We start from the raw sequence: 19,314 nt of genomic DNA, 5'->3' as shown, positions 1-19,314 counted from the left end.
CGAGCAGCACCGCCGTAAACTTTTGCAAGAGTAGTACAGATAGCTGCAGTTAGAGTTGTTTTACCGTGGTCAACGTGGCCGATAGTACCAACGTTTACGTGCGGTTTTACACGTTCAAATTTTTCTTTAGACACGTTCGTGTTCCTTCCTAGTTATGATTCGTCGTGACCAGAATTGATCATCGACGCGCCAGAATCTGCTATTTTATGCGCCAACGTCCGTCAGCGCAATATTTGGACGTATTGATCTTAAAAAAAGTCTAGGACTTTTTCTGATCCTTCGTCAATTAGTAACCACGCTCTGCCATAATGGCATCTGCAAAGTTCTTCGGTACTTCTGCGTACTCATAAAACTCCATAGAGTATGAGGCGCGACCTTGAGTTGCAGAACGTAGGTCTGTTGCATAACCAAACATTTGAGATAGTGGTACTTGAGCTCGAATGATCTTAAGACCAGCGTTGCCCTCATCCATACCTTCGATCATGCCACGGCGACGGTTTAGGTCACCAACAACATCACCCATCCAATCTTCAGGAGTGGTTACTTCAACTTTCATCATCGGCTCAAGAATAACAGGGTTCGCTTCTAGAGCGCCTTTCCTGAATGCCATTGAACCTGCGATTTTGAACGCCATTTCGCTAGAATCAACATCGTGGTATGAACCATCAAATAGTGTAGCTTTAATATCTAGAACTGGGTAACCAGCTAGAACACCACTATTCATTTGCTCTTCAATACCTTTCGCTACAGAGCTAATAAACTCTTTAGGAACGGCACCACCCACGATTTCATCAACGAAGACGAAACCTTCACCCAGTTCAGCAGGTTCTAGTTTGATCCATACGTGACCGTATTGACCGCGACCGCCTGATTGGCGAACGAACTTGCCTTCCACTTCCGCGCTGCCACGAATGGTCTCACGGTAAGCAACCTGAGGTTTACCAACGTTGCAATCAACGCTGAATTCACGCTTCATACGGTCTACGATGATGTCTAGGTGAAGCTCACCCATACCAGAGATCAGAGTCTGACCTGTTTCATCGTCCGTTTCCACGCGGAAAGAAGGGTCTTCTGCCGCTAGTTTACCTAGTGCGATACCCATCTTATCTTGATCGGCTTGAGAGCGAGGCTCTACTGCAATCTGAATAACTGGCTCTGGGAATTCCATGCGCTCTAGAATCACTTTATGGTTCTGATCACATAGAGTTTCACCCGTCGTTACGTCTTTCAGACCGATTGCAGCTGCGATATCACCTGCGCGAATCTCTTTAATTTCTTCACGCTTGTTAGCATGCATCTGAACGATACGGCCAAAGCGCTCTTTCTTGCCTTTTACTGAGTTGTATACAGAATCACCTGTATTGACCACACCTGAGTAAACACGCATGAAAGTTAACGTACCCACGAATGGGTCTGTTGCAATCTTAAATGCTAGAGCTGCGAATGGTTCGTTGTCGTCAGCATGACGCTCAACTTCATTCTCACTGTCATCAATACCTTTGATTGCAGGTACATCAACAGGTGATGGTAGGTATTCAACCACTGCATCTAGTACTGCTTGCACACCTTTGTTCTTGAACGCACTACCACAAGTAGCCAGTACGATTTCATTATTTAGTGTACGAGCACGCAGAGCTTGCTTGATCTCTACTTCAGACAATTCACCTTCTTCAAGGTACTTGTCCATTAGCTCTTCACTTGCTTCTGCTGCCGCTTCAACTAGATTGTTGCGCCATTCGTCAGCAAGCTCAACCATGTCAGCTGGAATGTCTTCGTATGTGAACGACATGCCTTGATCGGCTTCATTCCAGTTGATCATTTTCATCTTGATCAGGTCGATAACGCCTTTGAACTCTTCTTCTGCACCAACGTTTAGTTGGATTGGAACTGGGTTCGCACCAAGACGGTTTTTAATTTGATCAACAACGCGTAAGAAGTCTGCACCTGTACGGTCCATCTTGTTTACGAATACCATACGTGGAACTTGGTATTTGTCAGCTTGACGCCATACCGTTTCAGACTGAGGTTCAACACCAGAAGAGCCACAGAATACAACGACTGCACCATCCAATACGCGCAGTGAACGTTCAACTTCAATCGTAAAGTCTACGTGTCCTGGAGTATCAATGATGTTAACGCGGTGATCTTGGAATTGCGCTTCCATACCACGCCAGAAAGTAGTCGTAGCAGCTGAAGTGATTGTGATACCACGTTCTTGCTCCTGCTCCATCCAGTCCATGGTAGCAGCACCATCGTGAACTTCGCCGATTTTGTGAGAAAGGCCGGTGTAGAACAGAATACGTTCAGTTGTGGTGGTTTTACCTGCATCCACGTGCGCACAGATACCGATATTACGGTAGCGCTCAATAGGAGTTTTACGGGCCACGGTTGAATCCTCTTAACGTAGGGACTATTGCTATGATCAAGGAGAAAGTCAAAAAACCTACCCCCCAGATATAGCAATAGTTCCTAGCAAATGCATAGGAACTAAAGAAGTGCTGCAAGGAACCTTGCAGCACTATAAAGGTATTACCAGCGGTAATGAGCGAATGCTTTGTTCGCTTCTGCCATACGGTGAACGTCTTCACGTTTCTTAACAGCAGTACCTTTGTTTTCTGACGCGTCTAGCATTTCAGCAGCTAGGCGAGCAGCCATAGATTTTTCACCACGCTTGCGCGCAGCTTCAACAACCCAGCGCATAGCAAGTGCGTTACGGCGAACCGGACGTACTTCTACTGGCACTTGGTAAGTTGAACCACCTACACGGCGAGATTTAACTTCTACCGCTGGGCGTACATTTTCAAGAGCTTCTTCAAATACAGCTAGGTGATCTTTACCAGATTTCTCAGCCATAGTGTCTAGTGCAGTGTAAACAATTTTCTCTGCAGTAGATTTTTTACCGTCAACCATTAGGATGTTAACGAATTTTGCCAGCAGTTCAGATTTGAACTTTGGATCTGGAAGGATCTTACGCTGACCAATAACGCGACGACGTGGCATGGATTTTCTCCGTTGTCTTCTTCAGGTTTTATCCAAAACTTTTCAGTTTTTTCAAAAAATTCAAAATAATTTAGTGTTTGGCCTTACTTAACGGAATCCATTAAGACTTAGGACGTTTCACACCGTACTTAGAACGACCTTGTTTACGGTCGTTTACGCCAGCACAGTCTAGTGCGCCGCGAACAGTGTGGTAACGCACACCTGGAAGGTCTTTAACACGACCACCACGGATAAGAACAACTGAGTGCTCTTGAAGGTTGTGACCTTCACCGCCGATGTACGAAGTCACTTCGAAGCCGTTCGTTAGACGAACACGACATACTTTACGAAGTGCTGAGTTAGGTTTTTTAGGTGTAGTAGTGTAAACACGTGTACATACACCACGTTTTTGTGGGCACGCTTCTAGTGCAGGCACGTTGCTTTTAACAACTTGCTTTGCACGTGGCTTACGTACCAACTGGTTAATAGTTGCCATTAACTAGCTCCTGATTTACTTGAAAGTAAGCTTTGTGAAAAATCTATCCCGAATCACCAGATGGTAATACGGGACGCAAAATTCTATGCAGCAGTGAGATGTGTGTCAAGAAATATACAGATCTTTTTTACCCTTCGAGAGTCTGATAACACTTCCTCACCGATAAATAGGTAGTTGAACCTAGCTCCAAGTAAGAGATTTACTGTGCTTAGCGGTCAATTCAACAAATTGTGTAAAGTCGACTTGTGTACATGAAGGGCTAACGCGGTTCTGAATACCTCGGGCTTGGGCATCCGCGCTAAGTACAAACGTCTCTAATGACTTGAGTATAGGAAACATGGGATGTTGTGCATTACTGGCGTATACCGCGTCCTCAACTAGTAACAGTTGGTCGCCGGCTTGATATAAAGAGACCAGTTCATTTAATGCAGTAAGAGATTTAACAATATGCAGCATAAATAACTCTTAAAATGACAGTAACTTGCCCGCTTGAAGGAGCTTAGACTGAATGGCATCTGAATCAATGCGCTCAGCACCAATGACCAAATCGGCCTGAGCAAGCCCTCGCTCGATAAGTGACTTCTCACAAACGTACACTTGTTCGATATCGTAAAGGTCAAACAATTTAAGCATAGGTGCATAATCCTTACTCAGGATTTGATTGGGTTGCTGACCTTGCAGCAACTGGTACACTCCATCGCCAATAAATAGTACGCTAATGTCTTCACAATAAGCTGAAGCGGCAAGCAAGGCATCAACCCCTTCACGTCCTGCGGACGTCGTGTGAGGTGCACTACGAAATAGATACATTAACTGACTCAAAACTGCACCACTCTATCTTGTACCAACATTGCTTCAGCCAAACTGCCAAGACCAGCTTGATGAAAGCCTTCAGCTAAATTGCATTGAGTTAAACCATGCTGCGTAGCTTCATCTTGGCTAACAATACCACGGCGTAGTGCTGCTGCCACACAGGTTTCCAAACGAACGTCGTGCTGACTCGCCAGCTCCTGCCATGCTTTGGTTAAATCAAATTCATCGTTGGCAGGTACGCTTAAACCCGTACCATTTGTCACACCATCTTGATAGAAGAACACACTCACTAGAGTGTGTCCTTGCTCAATCACAGCGTGAGCAAACTGATAAGCATTTCGAGCTGACTGGCTGCCATAGACTGCGCCATTGACAACCAACGTGTAAGTCAAACTCACTTCTCATCATCCTCAGTTTTACGCTGACGAATATAGAGGTATACCGTGTGCTTAGAGATATTTAAGCGGTCAGCAACACGGTTGATCGCATCTTTGATATCAAAAATACCTTTGTCGTACAGCTCCATAACGATCTGACGATTTTTAGTATTGTTAGAAACCGATTTATCTGCATTGATTTCTTCGATTGTGCGCTCAACGGTTTGATCCACCAGCTCTTCAACATCACTGGCAAAGTTGACCGATGAAGCCGCATCTTTTGCTTCTTGAGTTGGCATAAAAGATTGCAGCACTTGCGAAAATGGCGCGTCTAAATTGACGTTAACACACAGCAGACCAATGACACGGTTATCACCATTGCGAATCGCAACAGTGATCGACTTCATCAACACGCCGCCCTTAGCGCGAGTAAAGTAAGATCGTGAGAAATTACGCTCTGAACCTTCAATGTCTTTCAGCATCTTTAGTGCGAGGTCAGTAATTGGAGAGCCAACTTGGCGGCCAGTGTTTTCACCATTGGCAATTTTAATCGCAGAGGTGTTCAAATCTTCCAATGAGTGTAAAACGATCTCACAGAAAGGGCCAATTAAGCTGGCCATACCATCGACTACCGCTTCGTAAGATTTAAGTATTATTTTGTCGTGCTCACTGAATGGCATCACGTTGACGGATTCCATTTCGAGCAACATATCCGTATTTAGGTTTTCTGTCGTCGTCACTTTTTTTAGCCTTCGAGCGATTAATCAACAAATTGACGTAAGTTTATCAGAAATTTTGAATAGAACACTAAGCTATAAGGCTAACTAGTGATTTAGCACAAATAAATCACGCGCTTTTCGCCCGCCAACCAAGAGCAACAACTTGCTTATTAGGCATTTTTTAGAACAACGTCGAATATTAGAAATAAAAACAAAAAAGGCCCGGAAAATCCGAGCCTTATAAACAAAAACAACCGGGCTTATTGAGCCGCTTGCTCACCATTATCGATGCCAACTAGCTCAACTTCGAAAACTAAGGTTGAGTTTGCTGGAATACTTGGCGTGTCTTGCTCACCGTAAGCAAGCTCTGGCGGAATAACAAATTTGAATTTAGAACCGACTGGCATTAATTGAACACCTTCAGTCCAACCTGGGATCACGCGGTTTAGCGGGAAAGTAGCCGTTTCACCACGGTCATATGAGCTATCAAATTGCGTACCGTCGATTAGTGTCCCTTTGTAGTGCACTTCTACTGTATCGGTATCTTTTGGTTTCTCACCTTCAGTCGGCGTGAGCACTTGGTACATTAGACCAGAATCTGTGGTTTTAACGCCTTCTTGCTTAGCAAACTCTGCTCGGAAGTCATCACCCGCTTTCTTCGCTGCTGCAGATTTCTCAGCCGCTTGCTTTTGCATGTTTTCAGCAACACGCTTATCAAGGCTTTCTAGCGCTGCACGAATCTCGTCTTCGTTTAGTGCAGCTTTGTCCGCAAACACGTCTTCAATACCTTTTAGTACCAATTCTTTTTTCAGATCGATACCAATTTCGCTCGGCTTCTCGATGCTTTGCGCTAAGTAATTGGCAAATGAAGCACCAATTGCGTAAGCCGCTTTGTCATCTTCACTCTTAAAGTGAACCGCTTTTTCAGCTTGAACTTGCTCTACTGCAGGTTTGACTTCTTGTTTTGGTTCTTCTTTTTGACAGCCAACCGCTAGCATTACTGTTGCTGCAAGCAGTGACACTTTAAAAATCGATTTCATTGAATTCTCCAAATGATGGCGTTTGCCATTGTGCACAAATCTTGAATAAAAACTGGTGTGCATCAGCTTGATGTACCAATATACCTAATATGCCTTCAAATTGATGAAAACCAAGTAGATATTTGGGACTTTAATGCGATTATTTGTAAACACTCTTGTTAGTGTCTTTGTCATCATAGCGTTAAATGGCTGCTTTTTCTCGAAATCAGACGATCAACGTTGGAATCTTGAGCCTAAAGGCACTAGTAGTCTCGCACTTTCTCGCGATGCACATTTCGCTTTACTCTATTCCAAACAAAATGAGTTAGAGCTGTGGGACTTGTACGACGATAAAAAACTCGCTGAGCTTGGCGCTCAAGATCAGCAAGCCAGTGCCGTTTCCCGCATCCGTATATCTGACAATGGCCGCTATGCGATTACTGCCAGCCAAACTAATTTTGCCGTTTGGGATCTCGCTTGGACGCAAGCCGAAGGACTGTGGTCAATATCCGATGGCACTATCCGCGATGTGGATATCGCCAACAACGGCGAACAAGTTCTCCTCGGCCTGTCTAACGGTAAAGCAATCTATGTCAACTTGGGCACCGGTCGTCGCCTAGAGTTCCTTGCTCATCAAGAAAAAGTTAATTCTGTCGCGCTCGCGCCTAATGGGCGCTTCGCACTGACGGGAGGGAATGACTACAATGCTTACCTATGGGATACCAATAGCGGGCAAGCGCTGCATAAATTTGAACATGAGCAGAGAGTCAATCGGGTAGCGTTACATCGCGATGGTCAGTTTGGCTTTAGTTCTGATGGCGGTAACCATGCGGTGGTTTGGGATCTTGTCTCTGGTAAAGAAGTCTCTCAACTGAGCAGCTTTTCGCGCCAATTGATCTTTTCTGCCGCTCGTTTCTCTGACGATGGCTCGAGGCTTATCACAGGAACCCCATCAAGCAGAGTGATGGTATGGGATACGCAAACTGGCAAACGGATTGATGGATTTGAAGCCGAGCCGTTAAAAGATGCTCGTCCTCCACGGGCAGTAGTGTATGATGCAGCCTTCGACAATCAAAGCCGCGTGGTCACTGGAACTTCTGCTGGCATCGCTCAGGCTTGGAAACTAGATTAAGACCATGACAGAAAAGCATATCATTGAATTAGAAAATCGCATCAACGACTTGGAATGCCAAATTGCCTTCCAAGAACAAACTATTGATTCGTTGAACGATGCGCTTAGTCAGCAGCAACTGCTGATTACTAAGATGCAAGATCAAATGAAGTATGTGGTGGGGAAAGTGAAAAATATCGATGGTTCTAATTTAGCCGATCCATCAGAAGAGACGCCACCACCACATTACTGATGGTGACAGAGAAAACTCAAGCGAAACAATAAGCGATGACTGCGCCAGCTACGACTAAGCAACCACCGATACGACGCAAATGAGTATCTGGCTGCAGGCTAAGTTCAGCTACCATGTTGCGCCAGCCGTTTGGGGCAATTAGAGGCCCTAAACCTTCGACGATAAGCACTAAGCCAATCGCCAACCAAATTGAGTTAGACATCTTTATCTCACTACTTGAAGTAAAATCAAAAAAGGCTCCTTGCGGAGCCTTTTGCTTATCTATCACTAAAGACGGTTATTGAGCGCCTTTCGCATCATTCATGTATTGGAAGAACTCACTGTTCGGATCCAGTACCAGAATGTCACTCTTCTCGCTGAATGATTTCTCATACGCGCGTAATGAGCGAATAAAGCTAAAGAACTCTGGGTCTTTATTGTACGCATCTGCGTAGATCTTAGCTGCTTGGGCATCCGCACCACCTCGAGTTACTCGAGCTGTCTTGTCCGCTTCAGCTAGAATTGTTGCTACTTCTAGTTCAGCTTGTGCACGGATAACTTCCGCTTGCTCACGACCTTGCGAACGGAATTGACGAGCAACGGATTCACGCTCTGCACGCATACGATCGTAAATTGACTTACTGATACTCTCAGGAAGGTTGATCTTCTTCATTCTAAAGTCAACGATGTGGATACCTAAATCTTCCATCGCATCTTTTCGAGTGCCGTTAAGAACATTCTTCATGATGATGTCACGTTCGCCATCGATCTCTAGTGCTTCTTTCGCCGCCTCAGTTGTTACTTCAGCTTCGTCATCAGGCAAAATATCGTTGTTGCGAGGGCCTGATACAATCTGCTTGATTTCACGAGAACCGATTTCAGAACGCAGTACGTCAGTCACTTTACGACTTAATAGCGTTTGTGCTGTTGCAGCATTACCGCCACCTGTCGCAAGGTAGTATTGACCGAAATCTTCAATACGCCATTTCACATACGAGTCGATAATTACGTCTTTTTTCTCAGATGTCACGAAACGGTCTGCACGGCCATCCATGGTTTGAATACGCGCGTCTAATGTATTTACGCGGTCAAACAAAGGCATTTTAAAGTGCAAGCCTGGCTCGTAGATACGAGCGATTTCGTTGTTATCTTTCAAAACTCGGCCGAAACGAATCACGATACCACGTTCCCCTTCAGGGATAACGAATAGTGACATTAGCATCAGCACTAACGCGACTACTAAAACAGGGATCATTAACTTACGCATTATTAATATCTCCCTTGACGTGTAGTAGTTGAGCGTGACGATGAGTCAGAACTCGGAATATTCAACTGTGGCTCCAATTCGATTTGGTCATAAGTTGAGGTTTGTTGTGTCGTGTCCTTTTTCGAACTACCCTTTTCACCAGCCAATTTATCAATTGGAAGGTAAAGTAGGTTACCGCTCGATTCAGAATCAATCAGCACTTTCGACGTACTTGAGTACACCTGCTCCATTGTATCTAGATACAGACGATTACGCGTTACTTCAGGAGATGCTTGGTATTCCGGTAGTAGTTTCTCAAATTGAGCTACTTGACCCAATGCACCATTGATAGTGCGCTCGCTGTAACCTTGCGCTTCTTTTAACAAACGCTCAGCACGACCTTTCGCTTTAGGAATGATGTCGTTTTGGTAAGCTTCAGCTTCACGTTTGAAACGTTGCGCGTCTTCTCGAGAAGCCGTTGCATCATCAAATGCATCTCTTACTTCTTCAGGCGGACGAGCATCTTCAAAGTTCACCGCAACTACTTCAATACCCATGTCGTAGCTGTCAACAATCTTCTCAAGGGTTACTTGAGTATTTTGACGAATCGACAAACGACCGCTAGTTAGAATGCTATCCATCAATGAGTCACCGATTACTGCACGTAGTGCAGAATCCGTTGCTTGACGTAAGCTGTCATCAGCGTTCGTTACACGGAATAAATACTTATATGGATCAGCGACACGATATTGCACATCCATCGCAACTGTTACCACGTTTTCATCTTTGGTCAGCATTAGACCCGATGAACGCAGTGAACGAATTGCCTGAACGTTAACTGCTGTCACTTCGTCAATAAAACGAGGACGCCAGTTAAGACCAGGATCGACCACACGATCGTATTTTCCTAGTCGCAGAACAACACCGCGCTCTGCTTCGCCTATGGTGTAGAAGCCAGCAAAGAACCAGATCGCGACTGCGATTGCAGCGATAACACCAAAACCTAGTGCTCCACCGCCCCCGATAGTCGGGCCTTTACCACCCTTTCCACCTAACTTTCCACCCAGTTTCTGACTCAGTTTATTGAATACTTCGTCTAAGTCTGGCGGTCCTTGATCACGGCCACCTTTATTACCGCGATTATTATTACCCCATGGGTCATTATCGCGGCCATTGTCGCCGTTGTTATTACCAGGCTCATTCCACGCCATTAGAAAGCTCCATCATTTGATATGACGTTATACTGTAGCAGTCATTTAAGTAACTATAAAGTCACGTAAAACTGCCCCTTCTCTTTTTTCAAGTCTAGACCAATCCACCTGTTGCATACGAATATTTATCAACAAGTTACCATCTTGGTCATATTCTTCTTGCTGAATACAATTCATTTGGAAGAATGTACTACGTAATCGACCTTGATGTTGTGGAGGAATACACAATTGGTACTGCACCATTTGACTTGCTAAACGCTCTGTCAATGCGGTGAATAGCAGATCAATACCTTTGCCTTCCATTGCAGATACCCAAACGGTACGAGGGATACCTTCCTCATCACGTTCAATACGTGGCTCTTGCCCATCTAAATTGTCAATCTTATTCATGACAACTAGAGTTGGCACCTCGTGAGCATCGATCTCTTCTAGAACTTCATGCACAGCTTGCATATTCTCACGAAAACGCTCATCACTGGCATCGACAACATGTAACAAAATGTCAGCTTCTTGCGTTTCTTGCAGCGTTGCTTTAAAGGCCGCCACAAGATCGTGAGGTAAATGTCGGATGAAACCTACGGTGTCAGCCAAGATGGCCGTTCCGACATCAGCTAAGTCTATTTTACGCAGTGTAGGATCCAATGTAGCAAACAATTGATCCGCTGCGTAAACACCCGCTTGTGTAATACGGTTAAACAGGGTGGATTTCCCTGCATTGGTGTATCCAACCAAAGAGATGGTTGGAATTTCTGCTCGACTTCTTGCTCGGCGACCTTGTTCACGTTGTTTCGCTACTCGTTCCAAACGGCGCAAGATAGCTTTGATACGTTCACGCAATAAACGTCGGTCAGTTTCTAACTGGGTTTCACCTGGACCACGTAAACCAATACCACCTTTTTGACGTTCAAGGTGAGTCCAACCACGAATTAGGCGAGTCGAAATATGACGAAGCTGAGCAAGCTCAACTTGTAGCTTACCTTCGTGGGTGCGGGCACGTTGTGCAAAGATATCGAGGATCAGACCAGTACGGTCGACGACTCGACACTGACAAAGTGCTTCAAGGTTACGTTCTTGAGCAGGAGAAAGGGCGTGATTAAAAATCACAATATCGGCATCTGTTGATTGCACAATTTGCGCGATCTCTTGAGCTTTACCCTCACCGACATAATATTTAGGGAGCGGAGACTGACGACTGCCCGTTACAACATGTAACGAAGACACGCCAGCAGAAGACACCAACATTTCAAACTCGTTGAGATCTTCCCACTCCCCTTCTTGCGTGAAGTTGATATGAACAAGTACGGCTCGCTCACCGGCTTCATAACGGTCAAACAAGCATCAACTCCTCAATGTAAGACTAATTGCAATCAGAGATTAATCTTCCGACTTGTCTGATTGACGATCGCCATTTTGTGGACGGTCACCGCTGTGGTGGCTTACTGGACGCGCAGGCACAACTGTAGAGATTGCATGTTTGTATACCATTTGGTTAACCGTGTTCTTCAATAGGATCACGAATTGGTCAAAAGATTCGATCTGACCTTGAAGCTTAATTCCGTTCACAAGGTAGATAGACACTGGAATACGCTCGCGGCGTAAAGCGTTTAAGAATGGGTCTTGTAGAGATTGCCCCTTAGCCATTTTATTTTCCTTATTTTGTAATTTTGTTTTAGTTATTTAGCTAGTGGTTTATTGCAACAGTGTTGTGTTACATCTGAGCTAAACGAAGATAAAAACACCCCTGAATTACTGTTATGGCGGTAAATACCACAAAATTCAAGTAACAGATCCTTTACAGGGCACATTCACGCAAAAGCGATCACATTATACACAGCTTGAACTGTCAGATGCCACGGCATTTGAAACAGTTTCTAGTGCTTGTTCAATGTTTTCACTATCCAACCAAGTTAAATTATCCCAGCTGCGTAACCAGGTAATTTGTCGCTTGGCCAATTGGCGGGTTGCACAGACGCCACGGAAAACCGCCTCATCAATAGTACAATTCCCATCCAAATAGTCCCACATCTGCCTATAACCTACGCAGCGAATCGATGGGAGATCAGGGTGAAGATCTTCACGAGCATATAACTCTCGCATCTCTTGCTCAAACCCTGCAGCCATCATTTTTTCAAAACGTAGCTCAATGCGGCGGTGGAGCTCAGCCCTATCCTTGGGAGCTATAGCAAATTGTTTAACGTTAAACGGTAGGCTTTCGCCCTTAGTTTTCGTTAGTTCAGTAAGAGTTTTACCCGAAATTCGATAAACTTCCAACGCCCGAGATAATCTTTGTGGATCATTCTGATGGATGCGTTCAGCGGAAACGGGATCGATATCACGTAATTGATCGTGCAGCACGTGCCAACCGTGAGTCAATGCCTCTTGTTCGATTTGTTTACGTATTTCAGGGTTTGCAGCCGGAAGAGGTGATAAACCTTCCAGTAATGCTTTGTAATAAAGCATTGTACCGCCAACTAATAGCGGTATTTTTCCTTGCGCGACAATCTGATTCATTTCATGAATAGCATCGCGACGAAAATCCGCAGCCGAATAGGATTCGGTCGGATCCAAAATATCAATTAAGCGATGAGGGGCTAATGCCAATTCGTCAGCGTCAGGCTTTGCGGTACCAATATCCATCCCTTTGTAGATCAATGCTGAATCCACTGAGATAATTTCGACAGGATATTTCTGGCGCAGACGAATCGCTAAATCTGTTTTACCTGATGCGGTTGGCCCCATCAAGAATAGGGCTAGTGGTAATTGTTTATTCATAGGTTAAATGCTGCAATAGTCGCAGAAAAATCAATCGGTCTTACAAACTGTGGGTCATGCAAAGGCAGCTTGCCTTGCCAGAGCATCTCTACTTCCGCGATGATTTGTATCGCTTCAGATAAAGTGTAGTCAGTTTTTACGCGAACTACTTGATCTGCTAGCCATTTGGACAACGCGCCAAGCGACAAGTTCTGATCTTGTTGCCTCTGCTCGGATTTCAAAGCGGCGTAAGATAACAGATCTGGAATCAGCTGTTGTAAATTTTGTTGTCTTAATGGCTGAGGCACCCCCATCACCATCACGCTTTGCTGGTTGCGTACCTTAATTTCAATCCCAAGCTGGGCGAATAGTAATTGGTACGCGTGTAAAGCCGTAGCCTGCGGCGGGTCAATTTTCAATGAAAGTGGAACGAGCAAAGGCTGACTCTTTAACCCATCACCACCGACTTGCAGTTGACCATAAACTCGTAACCATTCTGCTTTAGCCAATGAAACCAAATGCGCCCCTGTTTTATCTGCCATCATGACAAACTGCCCTGACGCCATACAGATCGCTTTACCTAACGACTCGATTGGCTGAATGACATCCACTTGCTTTGACGATGTCACTGATGATAACGCCTGCATTACAGGCACATCAGGGGTCTGCATCAACTGCTGATAAACTTCCACCTCTTGCTTTGACGGCGAGGGTTGTGCGTACCTTTCACTGCCTTTCGCTCTTGGGGCCGAGCGGCTCTCTACCCAATCTGTGTGTGTCGATTGAGATGATGCAGGCTCTCCACTCACTTTAGGCTCACTAATTCGCCCAGGGTAGCTTGGCACACGTTCAACGGCTTGATAAACCTGCTCAGGAACCGTTGACGCTACCGGAGACGCCTGCTGGCTATTGGAATCATCCACTTCGACCCGTGGCGCAGGCTCATTGCTGTCACTCTCCACGCTCGGCTGATGGAAAGCTGAAGAATTGATTTCTGGTTTATCAATATGATGGCTTTGCGCCAGAGCATCGGCTAATGCCTGATAAATAAAATCGTGTACTAGACGCGCTTGATGAAAACGCACTTCATGTTTAGCTGGGTGAACGTTGACATCCACTTGATGAGGATCAATCTCGATATACAGAACGTAGGTGGCAAACTGCTCAGGTCGTAAGCTGGTTTCATAACTTTGACGAATCGCGTGATTGATCAATTTATCACGCATCATACGGCCGTTCACGTAACAATATTGCAGATCACTTTGCTGACGAGCACCCTCTGGTGTGGTGATCCAGCCATGTAACTTCAACCCTTGATGTTCAAGCTCGATTTTCAGCATATGACGAACAAAGTTGTTGCCGCATACTGCCGCAATGCGCTTCTCTGCCTGAACTTCGGTTTTCGCCGCTCGGTACTGTTTAATCAGTTTACCGTTATGACGCAAATTGATAGTGACATCAAAACGACTCAATGCAATGCGTTTGATCAGCTCATCAATGTGGGCAAACTCGGTCTTTTCGGTACGAAGAAATTTACGACGAGCTGGCGTGTTGAAGAAAAGATCCAACACCTCAACCGATGTGCCAATAGGGTGAGCGGCAGGCTGAAGTTGGACTGCCATTTCTCGTCCTTCGCTGTGTGCTGCCCAGGCTTGATCTTGTGTCGCAGGACGTGAAGTCAGGGTTAATCGAGAGACGGAGCTGATACTGGCAAGCGCTTCTCCTCGAAACCCTAGACTCATAATGGCTTCTAAATCATCAAGAGAATGGATCTTTGATGTCGCGTGGCGACTCAAAGCCAAGCCGAGTTCATCTTTGGCAATACCTTTACCATTATCGCGAACACGGATCAGCTTAGCGCCACCTTTCTCGATATCAATATCAATTCGATTCGCACCCGAATCTATGCTGTTTTCCACCAGCTCTTTAACGACCGAGGCTGGTCTTTCAACCACCTCACCTGCGGCAATTTGGTTCGCCAGTCGAGCCGGTAGGATCTTGATGGTCATGTCTATCTCACTAGTTGTGCGGAATGATAAGTGTCTGACCGACAGCCAATTGATCAGACTTCAAGTTATTGGCTCGGCGCAAACTGTTGACACTCACGCCATACTTATTGGCAATCTTACCCAAGAACTCACCACGTTGTACCTTATGCTTACGCAGCGGTTGATCCTTTAGGCTAACGGTAATTTTGAGTTTTTGTCCAAGTTTAAGTGTGTCGGAGCGCATATTGTTCTCGCGCTTAATATCCGCCACGGAAACTTTATACTTCGTCGCAATTTTGCCCAGATATTCACCGCGTTGAACCACGTGAGTAACCACTTTAGTCTCTACAGGGTTGCTCACTTTAGGCACTGATACCGAAGCCTGTGCACCAGGAATCGTGAGTACTTGTCCGACCGCTAGGCTGGTGCTTTTCAGTTTGTTAGCAGACATGATCGCCTTAGTCGACGAACCATACTTTTTAGCGATCACTGATAACGACTCACCACGAGCGACTTTGTGTTTAATACTCTTACCACGGTTAGCAAACAGCGTACCTTCTGGTGGATTCTCTTCAAAGTACTTCACAATCGCTTTGCTTAACGCTCGTGCTAACTTATCTTGGTGACTGCGCTGGAAAAGTAATCGCTCTTCAGTTGGATTGGAAATAAACCCCGTTTCAACCAATACCGAAGGAATATCTGGCGATTTCAATACTGCTAAGCTAGCGTTAACCGGCTCTTTCTTGTGTAGGTGAACACCTGCGCTGCCCATTTCACGAAGAATCTTAGTCGCGACTTTGTAACCTTCTTTTTGCGAATGGCTAAATTGGAGATCGAGCAAAGTCTGACTAACGTTCTTATCGTTATTATTTTTCGCCAATACTTCCCCCGCGCCACCCAACAGCTGTGACTGCTCTTCATGGTTCTCAACCCAACGAGCGATTTCTGTATTCGCCCGACGCGTATTCAATACAAATACCGAACCACCACGAGGTTTCGGGGAATGAAATGCATCAGCGTGGATTGAAACAAGCAGATGTGCTTTATTCTTACGGGCGATCTCTGAGCGTTTATTTAGGTTAACGAAGTAATCACCACGACGAGTCAATACGGCCTTCATGCCCGGAATGGCGTTAATCTGATCTGCGACCTTTTTGGAAATCGCTAATGTTGCATGTTTTTCATATTTACGCGTTGGACCAATTGAACCGGGATCTTCACCACCATGTCCAGCATCCAGCGCGACAACAATGTCACCAGTGCCTAGCAGTTGAGATGCATCACGACTTACTTGGGTTTTACTTGGTGAGGATGGGGTCACCGCAGGAGTGGCTTTACTGCCACCGTGACTAATGTCGACAACCAGTCTGTGACCATATTGTCCGCCAGGAGTCGGCGCGAGCTTAAACAGCTGTACAGGTGTTTTTTTCGATAGTTCAAAAACCAGGCGGTAAGTGCCACTATTCGGTGGAGAACTCTTGCGAATTTTACGCAGCACCGGACTGCCCTTAACATCTAAAGGCAGTTTGGTTTTAAGCTGAGTATCTTTGAGGTCAACGACTAATCGAGTAGGCCCAGACAACGTAAAGTAGCTGTACTCGGCTTCTGACTTTAGATCAATAACGACTCGAGTCTCATCGGGTGATGGCCATACTCGGAGACTTTCCAATGCATTTGCCCACGAAGATACAGAAAACAGCGATAACGCTAGGGCAATACAAAAAGTAAAGGCACGCAAAGGGTGAATGATCAACATAACTCCAACTGGTCTAAAAGAGTAATTCCATAACTGTTATTGGCCGCGACTTGAGCGATACGCTGTTCGCCGTTGTAACGGATCGTAATATCAAGATCTGCTTCTGGTAGTAAGCCTGCGCCTTTTTCCGGCCACTCGACTAAACAGATAGCATCAGGTGTAAAGTAGTCACGGATCCCCATAAATTCGAGCTCTTCAGGATCCGCCAAGCGATACAGATCAAAATGGTACACCTGCCACTGATCTAACTGATAAGGTTCAACCAAAGTATAAGTTGGGCTTTTTACATTACCTTGATGACCAAGCGCACGCACAAAGCCTCGACTGAAAGTTGTTTTCCCCGCCCCCAAATCACCATGTAAATAGATGGTTGTTTGTTGCGAGCATAAGCCAGCCAGTACTGTGCCCAGTTGAATGGTTGCTTGTTCATCGGATAGGGCAAATTGTTTCGTGCTCATGACTACTCTTCTCTAAAATGACTATATAAAAATCAAAAGAACTCGAATAGTAAACTGGGTTGGAATTGAGAGACAAGCTCTCTTGTGTAAGTTAAAGGAAAATAATCGTAACTATTGGCTAAAAAGCCCGCTAGATCCTATAGAGAAGATCTTGTAAGATCCCGCCCCCTTTCGTTTGAGTAACGCTCGCATGGACTATCAAGAACTAGCAGACAAAATTAAAATTTGGGCCAAACAACTTGGTTTTCAAAAAGTCGGGATCTGCGATGTTGATTTGAAAGAGCATGAAGCAGAGCTGCAAAAATGGTTGGATGCAGGCTATCACGGCAGTATGGATTGGATGGCGCGCCACGGCATGATGCGCGCTCGCCCCGATGAACTATTACCCGGAACCGTTCGTGTTATTAGCGCGAGAATGGATTACCTACCGCCTGAGGCTCAGTTTGCTAGCAACCTAGACAACCCAAACCATGCTTACATCAGTCGATACGCTCTTGGTCGCGATTATCATAAGTTGCTGCGTAACCAACTAAAAAAACTAGGACAAATGATCGAACAAGAAGTCGCGACTATGAATTACCGACCTTTTGTTGATTCAGCTCCGATTCTTGAGCGTCCTTTGGCACAAAAGGCGGGATTAGGCTGGTCAGGCAAGCATTCCCTCATTCTCGACAAAGAATGTGGCTCGTGGTTCTTTTTAGGTGAGTTGCTGATCGATTTACCCCTTCCCGTTGACACCCCTAGTGACAATCAATGTGGTCACTGCAAAGCGTGTATCACATCATGCCCGACCAGTGCGATTATCGAAGATGGTGTGGTCGACGCTAGACGCTGTATCTCTTACTTAACGATAGAGTTTGATGGTGTTATTCCATTGGAGTTTCGCAAAGCAATAGGAAATCGAATTTACGGTTGTGATGACTGCCAACTTGTTTGTCCTTGGAACCGTTTCGCTTCTGTTACTGAAGAGCAAGACTTTCATCGCCGTAAAACGTTGCAAAGCCCTGAACTAGTCGACCTATTTAATTGGAGCGAAGAGACTTTTCTCAAAAATATGGAAGGCTCTGCAATTAGACGTATTGGGCACCTGCAATGGCTACGTAATATTGCCATTGCTATGGGCAATGCGCCATTCTCTCAAGCAACCATTGAGTCACTCGAAAGTCGCAAGGGGTTATCTGAGTTGCTTGATATACATATCAACTGGGCGATTGAAGAACAGTTATCACAAGTTGACGATAACCACCGCGTCGCCATCAAACATCAACGGCTAATTAGAATTGTTCAGAAAGGCTTACCTAGAGACGCATAATGCTTGCCAACATTGCGGGTAGATAGTTTGATTTGGTTCTCAAATCACGAATGTGGAAAAAAAACGCGTAAAGCAAATAAATTGATAACCAAACGAAAGTTAATCACAAGACGATTAAATGACTAGGATCAATGATTTTTGAGTTAATGATCTGTTTTCTGTTAACAGAAAATCGAACCCGAAAATTAATTACTTAAAATTCAACGAGTTGCAGTTTTAATGTGTTAAAAATGTGATTAATGTATAGAAAAAGATCTTTTTGAATGGTTTTATTCAGAGCAAAATTTCAGGTTACCCACTAAGTTATCCACAAGATGCTTTCTGTGGATAAGTCTGTTAATTATACGAACTAAACCAGTGAATATAACTATTCGCACGCTGACGAAAAATCGCAGAGAGTAAAAAGTCAAACGCCCGCCTAGAAACTAGGAGGACTTAAAAATTTTTTGGGGATTATGCTTCACAGCATTAGAAAGAGCGGATGGTCTTGGACCAAATCAAATAACAATGTCATTTGAAGGATATTTAAGCGACGCGACCAGCTTGGGCACGAGGTTCCTCGTGATAGGTCTCATCTCTCAAAAATTTGGAGCGACACACGAGGTTCGAACTCGTGACCTCAACCTTGGCAAGGTTGCGCTCTACCAACTGAGCTAGTGTCGCATTTATTATCATTGTTAAGCACAATGAGGGCTATTGATTTCCACTTAAAGGAAAGTGGAGCGACACACGAGGTTCGAACTCGTGACCTCAACCTTGGCAAGGTTGCGCTCTACCAACTGAGCTAGTGTCGCAATGATTAATCGCCTGAGCAATTTATCTTAATGTGGTTGCGGGAGCAGGATT

The 19,314-nt window shown here is 45.1% G+C and carries 21 protein-coding genes and 2 tRNA genes; 3 read left to right on the top strand and 20 right to left on the bottom strand.

Going from position 1 to position 19,314, the window contains the following annotated elements; all coding sequences use genetic code 11:
* From IRQ95_RS21295 to fkpA, 9 genes are all read right to left on the bottom strand, one after another.
* Window positions 1-134, bottom strand: a 134-nt coding sequence (locus IRQ95_RS21295; protein ID WP_228481553.1) for a GTP-binding protein, incomplete at its 3' end; no start/stop codon positions are given.
* 152 nt (window positions 135-286) lie between these two features.
* Window positions 287-2,386 (bottom strand): elongation factor G, encoded by a 2,100-nt coding sequence (gene fusA, locus IRQ95_RS21290; protein ID WP_194439711.1) that lies wholly within the window; start codon window positions 2,384-2,386, stop codon window positions 287-289.
* Window positions 2,387-2,529: 143 nt separating this feature from the next.
* Window positions 2,530-3,000, bottom strand: coding sequence for a 30S ribosomal protein S7 (gene rpsG / locus IRQ95_RS21285; protein ID WP_053397177.1), 471 nt, complete (start codon window positions 2,998-3,000; stop codon window positions 2,530-2,532).
* Between the two features lie 100 nt (window positions 3,001-3,100).
* Entirely contained in the window at window positions 3,101-3,475 is a 375-nt protein-coding gene (rpsL, locus tag IRQ95_RS21280) for a 30S ribosomal protein S12 (RefSeq protein ID WP_004399892.1), read from the bottom strand.
* Between the two features lie 180 nt (window positions 3,476-3,655).
* A complete protein-coding gene (gene tusB / locus IRQ95_RS21275; RefSeq protein ID WP_194439709.1) occupies window positions 3,656-3,931 on the bottom strand; it encodes a sulfurtransferase complex subunit TusB in 276 nt (91 codons plus the stop codon).
* Between the two features lie 9 nt (window positions 3,932-3,940).
* Complete coding sequence (gene tusC / locus IRQ95_RS21270) at window positions 3,941-4,297, bottom strand: sulfurtransferase complex subunit TusC (RefSeq protein ID WP_194439707.1); 357 nt, start codon at window positions 4,295-4,297, stop codon at window positions 3,941-3,943.
* The gene (gene tusD, locus IRQ95_RS21265; protein WP_194439713.1) at window positions 4,294-4,680 is read right to left on the bottom strand and encodes a sulfurtransferase complex subunit TusD; all 387 of its coding nucleotides are present in this window, start codon (window positions 4,678-4,680) and stop codon (window positions 4,294-4,296) included. The genes tusC and tusD overlap by 4 nt, the downstream gene beginning before the upstream one ends.
* A 2-nt stretch (window positions 4,681-4,682) precedes the next feature.
* Complete coding sequence (locus IRQ95_RS21260; RefSeq protein ID WP_194439705.1) at window positions 4,683-5,405, bottom strand: PAS domain-containing protein; 723 nt, start codon at window positions 5,403-5,405, stop codon at window positions 4,683-4,685.
* Between the two features lie 239 nt (window positions 5,406-5,644).
* Window positions 5,645-6,424 carry an FKBP-type peptidyl-prolyl cis-trans isomerase gene (gene fkpA, locus IRQ95_RS21255; protein WP_194439704.1) on the bottom strand — a complete coding sequence of 260 codons (780 nt, stop codon included), beginning with the start codon at window positions 6,422-6,424 and terminating at the stop codon, window positions 5,645-5,647.
* Between the two features lie 133 nt (window positions 6,425-6,557).
* Between fkpA and IRQ95_RS21250 the strand changes: the two genes are divergently transcribed.
* On the top strand, window positions 6,558-7,535 hold the full coding sequence (locus tag IRQ95_RS21250; RefSeq protein WP_194439702.1) for a WD40 repeat domain-containing protein: 978 nt from the start codon (window positions 6,558-6,560) through the stop codon (window positions 7,533-7,535).
* A gap of 4 nt (window positions 7,536-7,539) precedes the next feature.
* Complete coding sequence (locus IRQ95_RS21245) at window positions 7,540-7,767, top strand: SlyX family protein (RefSeq protein WP_194439700.1); 228 nt, start codon at window positions 7,540-7,542, stop codon at window positions 7,765-7,767.
* A gap of 16 nt (window positions 7,768-7,783) precedes the next feature.
* Here the strand turns inward: IRQ95_RS21245 and IRQ95_RS21240 are convergent, their stop codons facing one another.
* From IRQ95_RS21240 to tsaE, 9 genes are all read right to left on the bottom strand, one after another.
* A complete protein-coding gene (locus tag IRQ95_RS21240) occupies window positions 7,784-7,969 on the bottom strand; it encodes a DUF2065 domain-containing protein (RefSeq protein WP_194439698.1) in 186 nt (61 codons plus the stop codon).
* Window positions 7,970-8,044: 75 nt separating this feature from the next.
* Window positions 8,045-9,013: a protease modulator HflC gene (gene hflC / locus IRQ95_RS21235; protein ID WP_194439696.1), complete on the bottom strand. Its 969-nt coding sequence runs from the start codon at window positions 9,011-9,013 to the stop codon at window positions 8,045-8,047.
* 2 nt (window positions 9,014-9,015) lie between these two features.
* Complete coding sequence (gene hflK, locus IRQ95_RS21230; RefSeq protein WP_194439694.1) at window positions 9,016-10,203, bottom strand: FtsH protease activity modulator HflK; 1,188 nt, start codon at window positions 10,201-10,203, stop codon at window positions 9,016-9,018.
* Between the two features lie 45 nt (window positions 10,204-10,248).
* On the bottom strand, window positions 10,249-11,538 hold the full coding sequence (gene hflX / locus IRQ95_RS21225) for a ribosome rescue GTPase HflX (RefSeq protein WP_194439692.1): 1,290 nt from the start codon (window positions 11,536-11,538) through the stop codon (window positions 10,249-10,251).
* 39 nt (window positions 11,539-11,577) lie between these two features.
* Window positions 11,578-11,844 carry an RNA chaperone Hfq gene (hfq, locus tag IRQ95_RS21220; RefSeq protein WP_075652232.1) on the bottom strand — a complete coding sequence of 89 codons (267 nt, stop codon included), beginning with the start codon at window positions 11,842-11,844 and terminating at the stop codon, window positions 11,578-11,580.
* A 183-nt stretch (window positions 11,845-12,027) separates the two neighbouring features.
* The gene (gene miaA / locus IRQ95_RS21215; protein ID WP_194439685.1) at window positions 12,028-12,975 is read right to left on the bottom strand and encodes a tRNA (adenosine(37)-N6)-dimethylallyltransferase MiaA; all 948 of its coding nucleotides are present in this window, start codon (window positions 12,973-12,975) and stop codon (window positions 12,028-12,030) included.
* On the bottom strand, window positions 12,972-14,963 hold the full coding sequence (gene mutL / locus IRQ95_RS21210; protein WP_194439683.1) for a DNA mismatch repair endonuclease MutL: 1,992 nt from the start codon (window positions 14,961-14,963) through the stop codon (window positions 12,972-12,974). The genes miaA and mutL overlap by 4 nt, the downstream gene beginning before the upstream one ends.
* Window positions 14,964-14,973: 10 nt before the next feature.
* Window positions 14,974-16,698: a LysM peptidoglycan-binding domain-containing protein gene (locus IRQ95_RS21205; RefSeq protein ID WP_194439681.1), complete on the bottom strand. Its 1,725-nt coding sequence runs from the start codon at window positions 16,696-16,698 to the stop codon at window positions 14,974-14,976.
* On the bottom strand, window positions 16,692-17,156 hold the full coding sequence (gene tsaE, locus IRQ95_RS21200; protein WP_194439679.1) for a tRNA (adenosine(37)-N6)-threonylcarbamoyltransferase complex ATPase subunit type 1 TsaE: 465 nt from the start codon (window positions 17,154-17,156) through the stop codon (window positions 16,692-16,694). The genes IRQ95_RS21205 and tsaE overlap by 7 nt, the downstream gene beginning before the upstream one ends.
* Window positions 17,157-17,346: 190 nt before the next feature.
* On the opposite strand from tsaE, the gene queG reads away from it, so the two are divergent.
* Complete coding sequence (queG, locus tag IRQ95_RS21195) at window positions 17,347-18,468, top strand: tRNA epoxyqueuosine(34) reductase QueG (RefSeq protein ID WP_194439672.1); 1,122 nt, start codon at window positions 17,347-17,349, stop codon at window positions 18,466-18,468.
* A gap of 587 nt (window positions 18,469-19,055) precedes the next feature.
* Here queG and IRQ95_RS21190 read toward each other — a convergent pair.
* Window positions 19,056-19,131: transfer RNA gene (locus tag IRQ95_RS21190), tRNA-Gly, on the bottom strand.
* A 55-nt stretch (window positions 19,132-19,186) separates the two neighbouring features.
* Window positions 19,187-19,262: transfer RNA gene (locus tag IRQ95_RS21185), tRNA-Gly, on the bottom strand.
* Between the last annotated feature and the right edge of the window lie 52 nt (window positions 19,263-19,314).

This window comes from Vibrio fluminensis (assembly GCF_015278125.1).
Taxonomy (GTDB): Bacteria; Pseudomonadota; Gammaproteobacteria; order Enterobacterales; family Vibrionaceae; genus Vibrio; species Vibrio fluminensis.
Note: the sequence above shows the minus strand (reverse complement) of the source record. Positions and strands in the feature narration are given on the sequence as shown.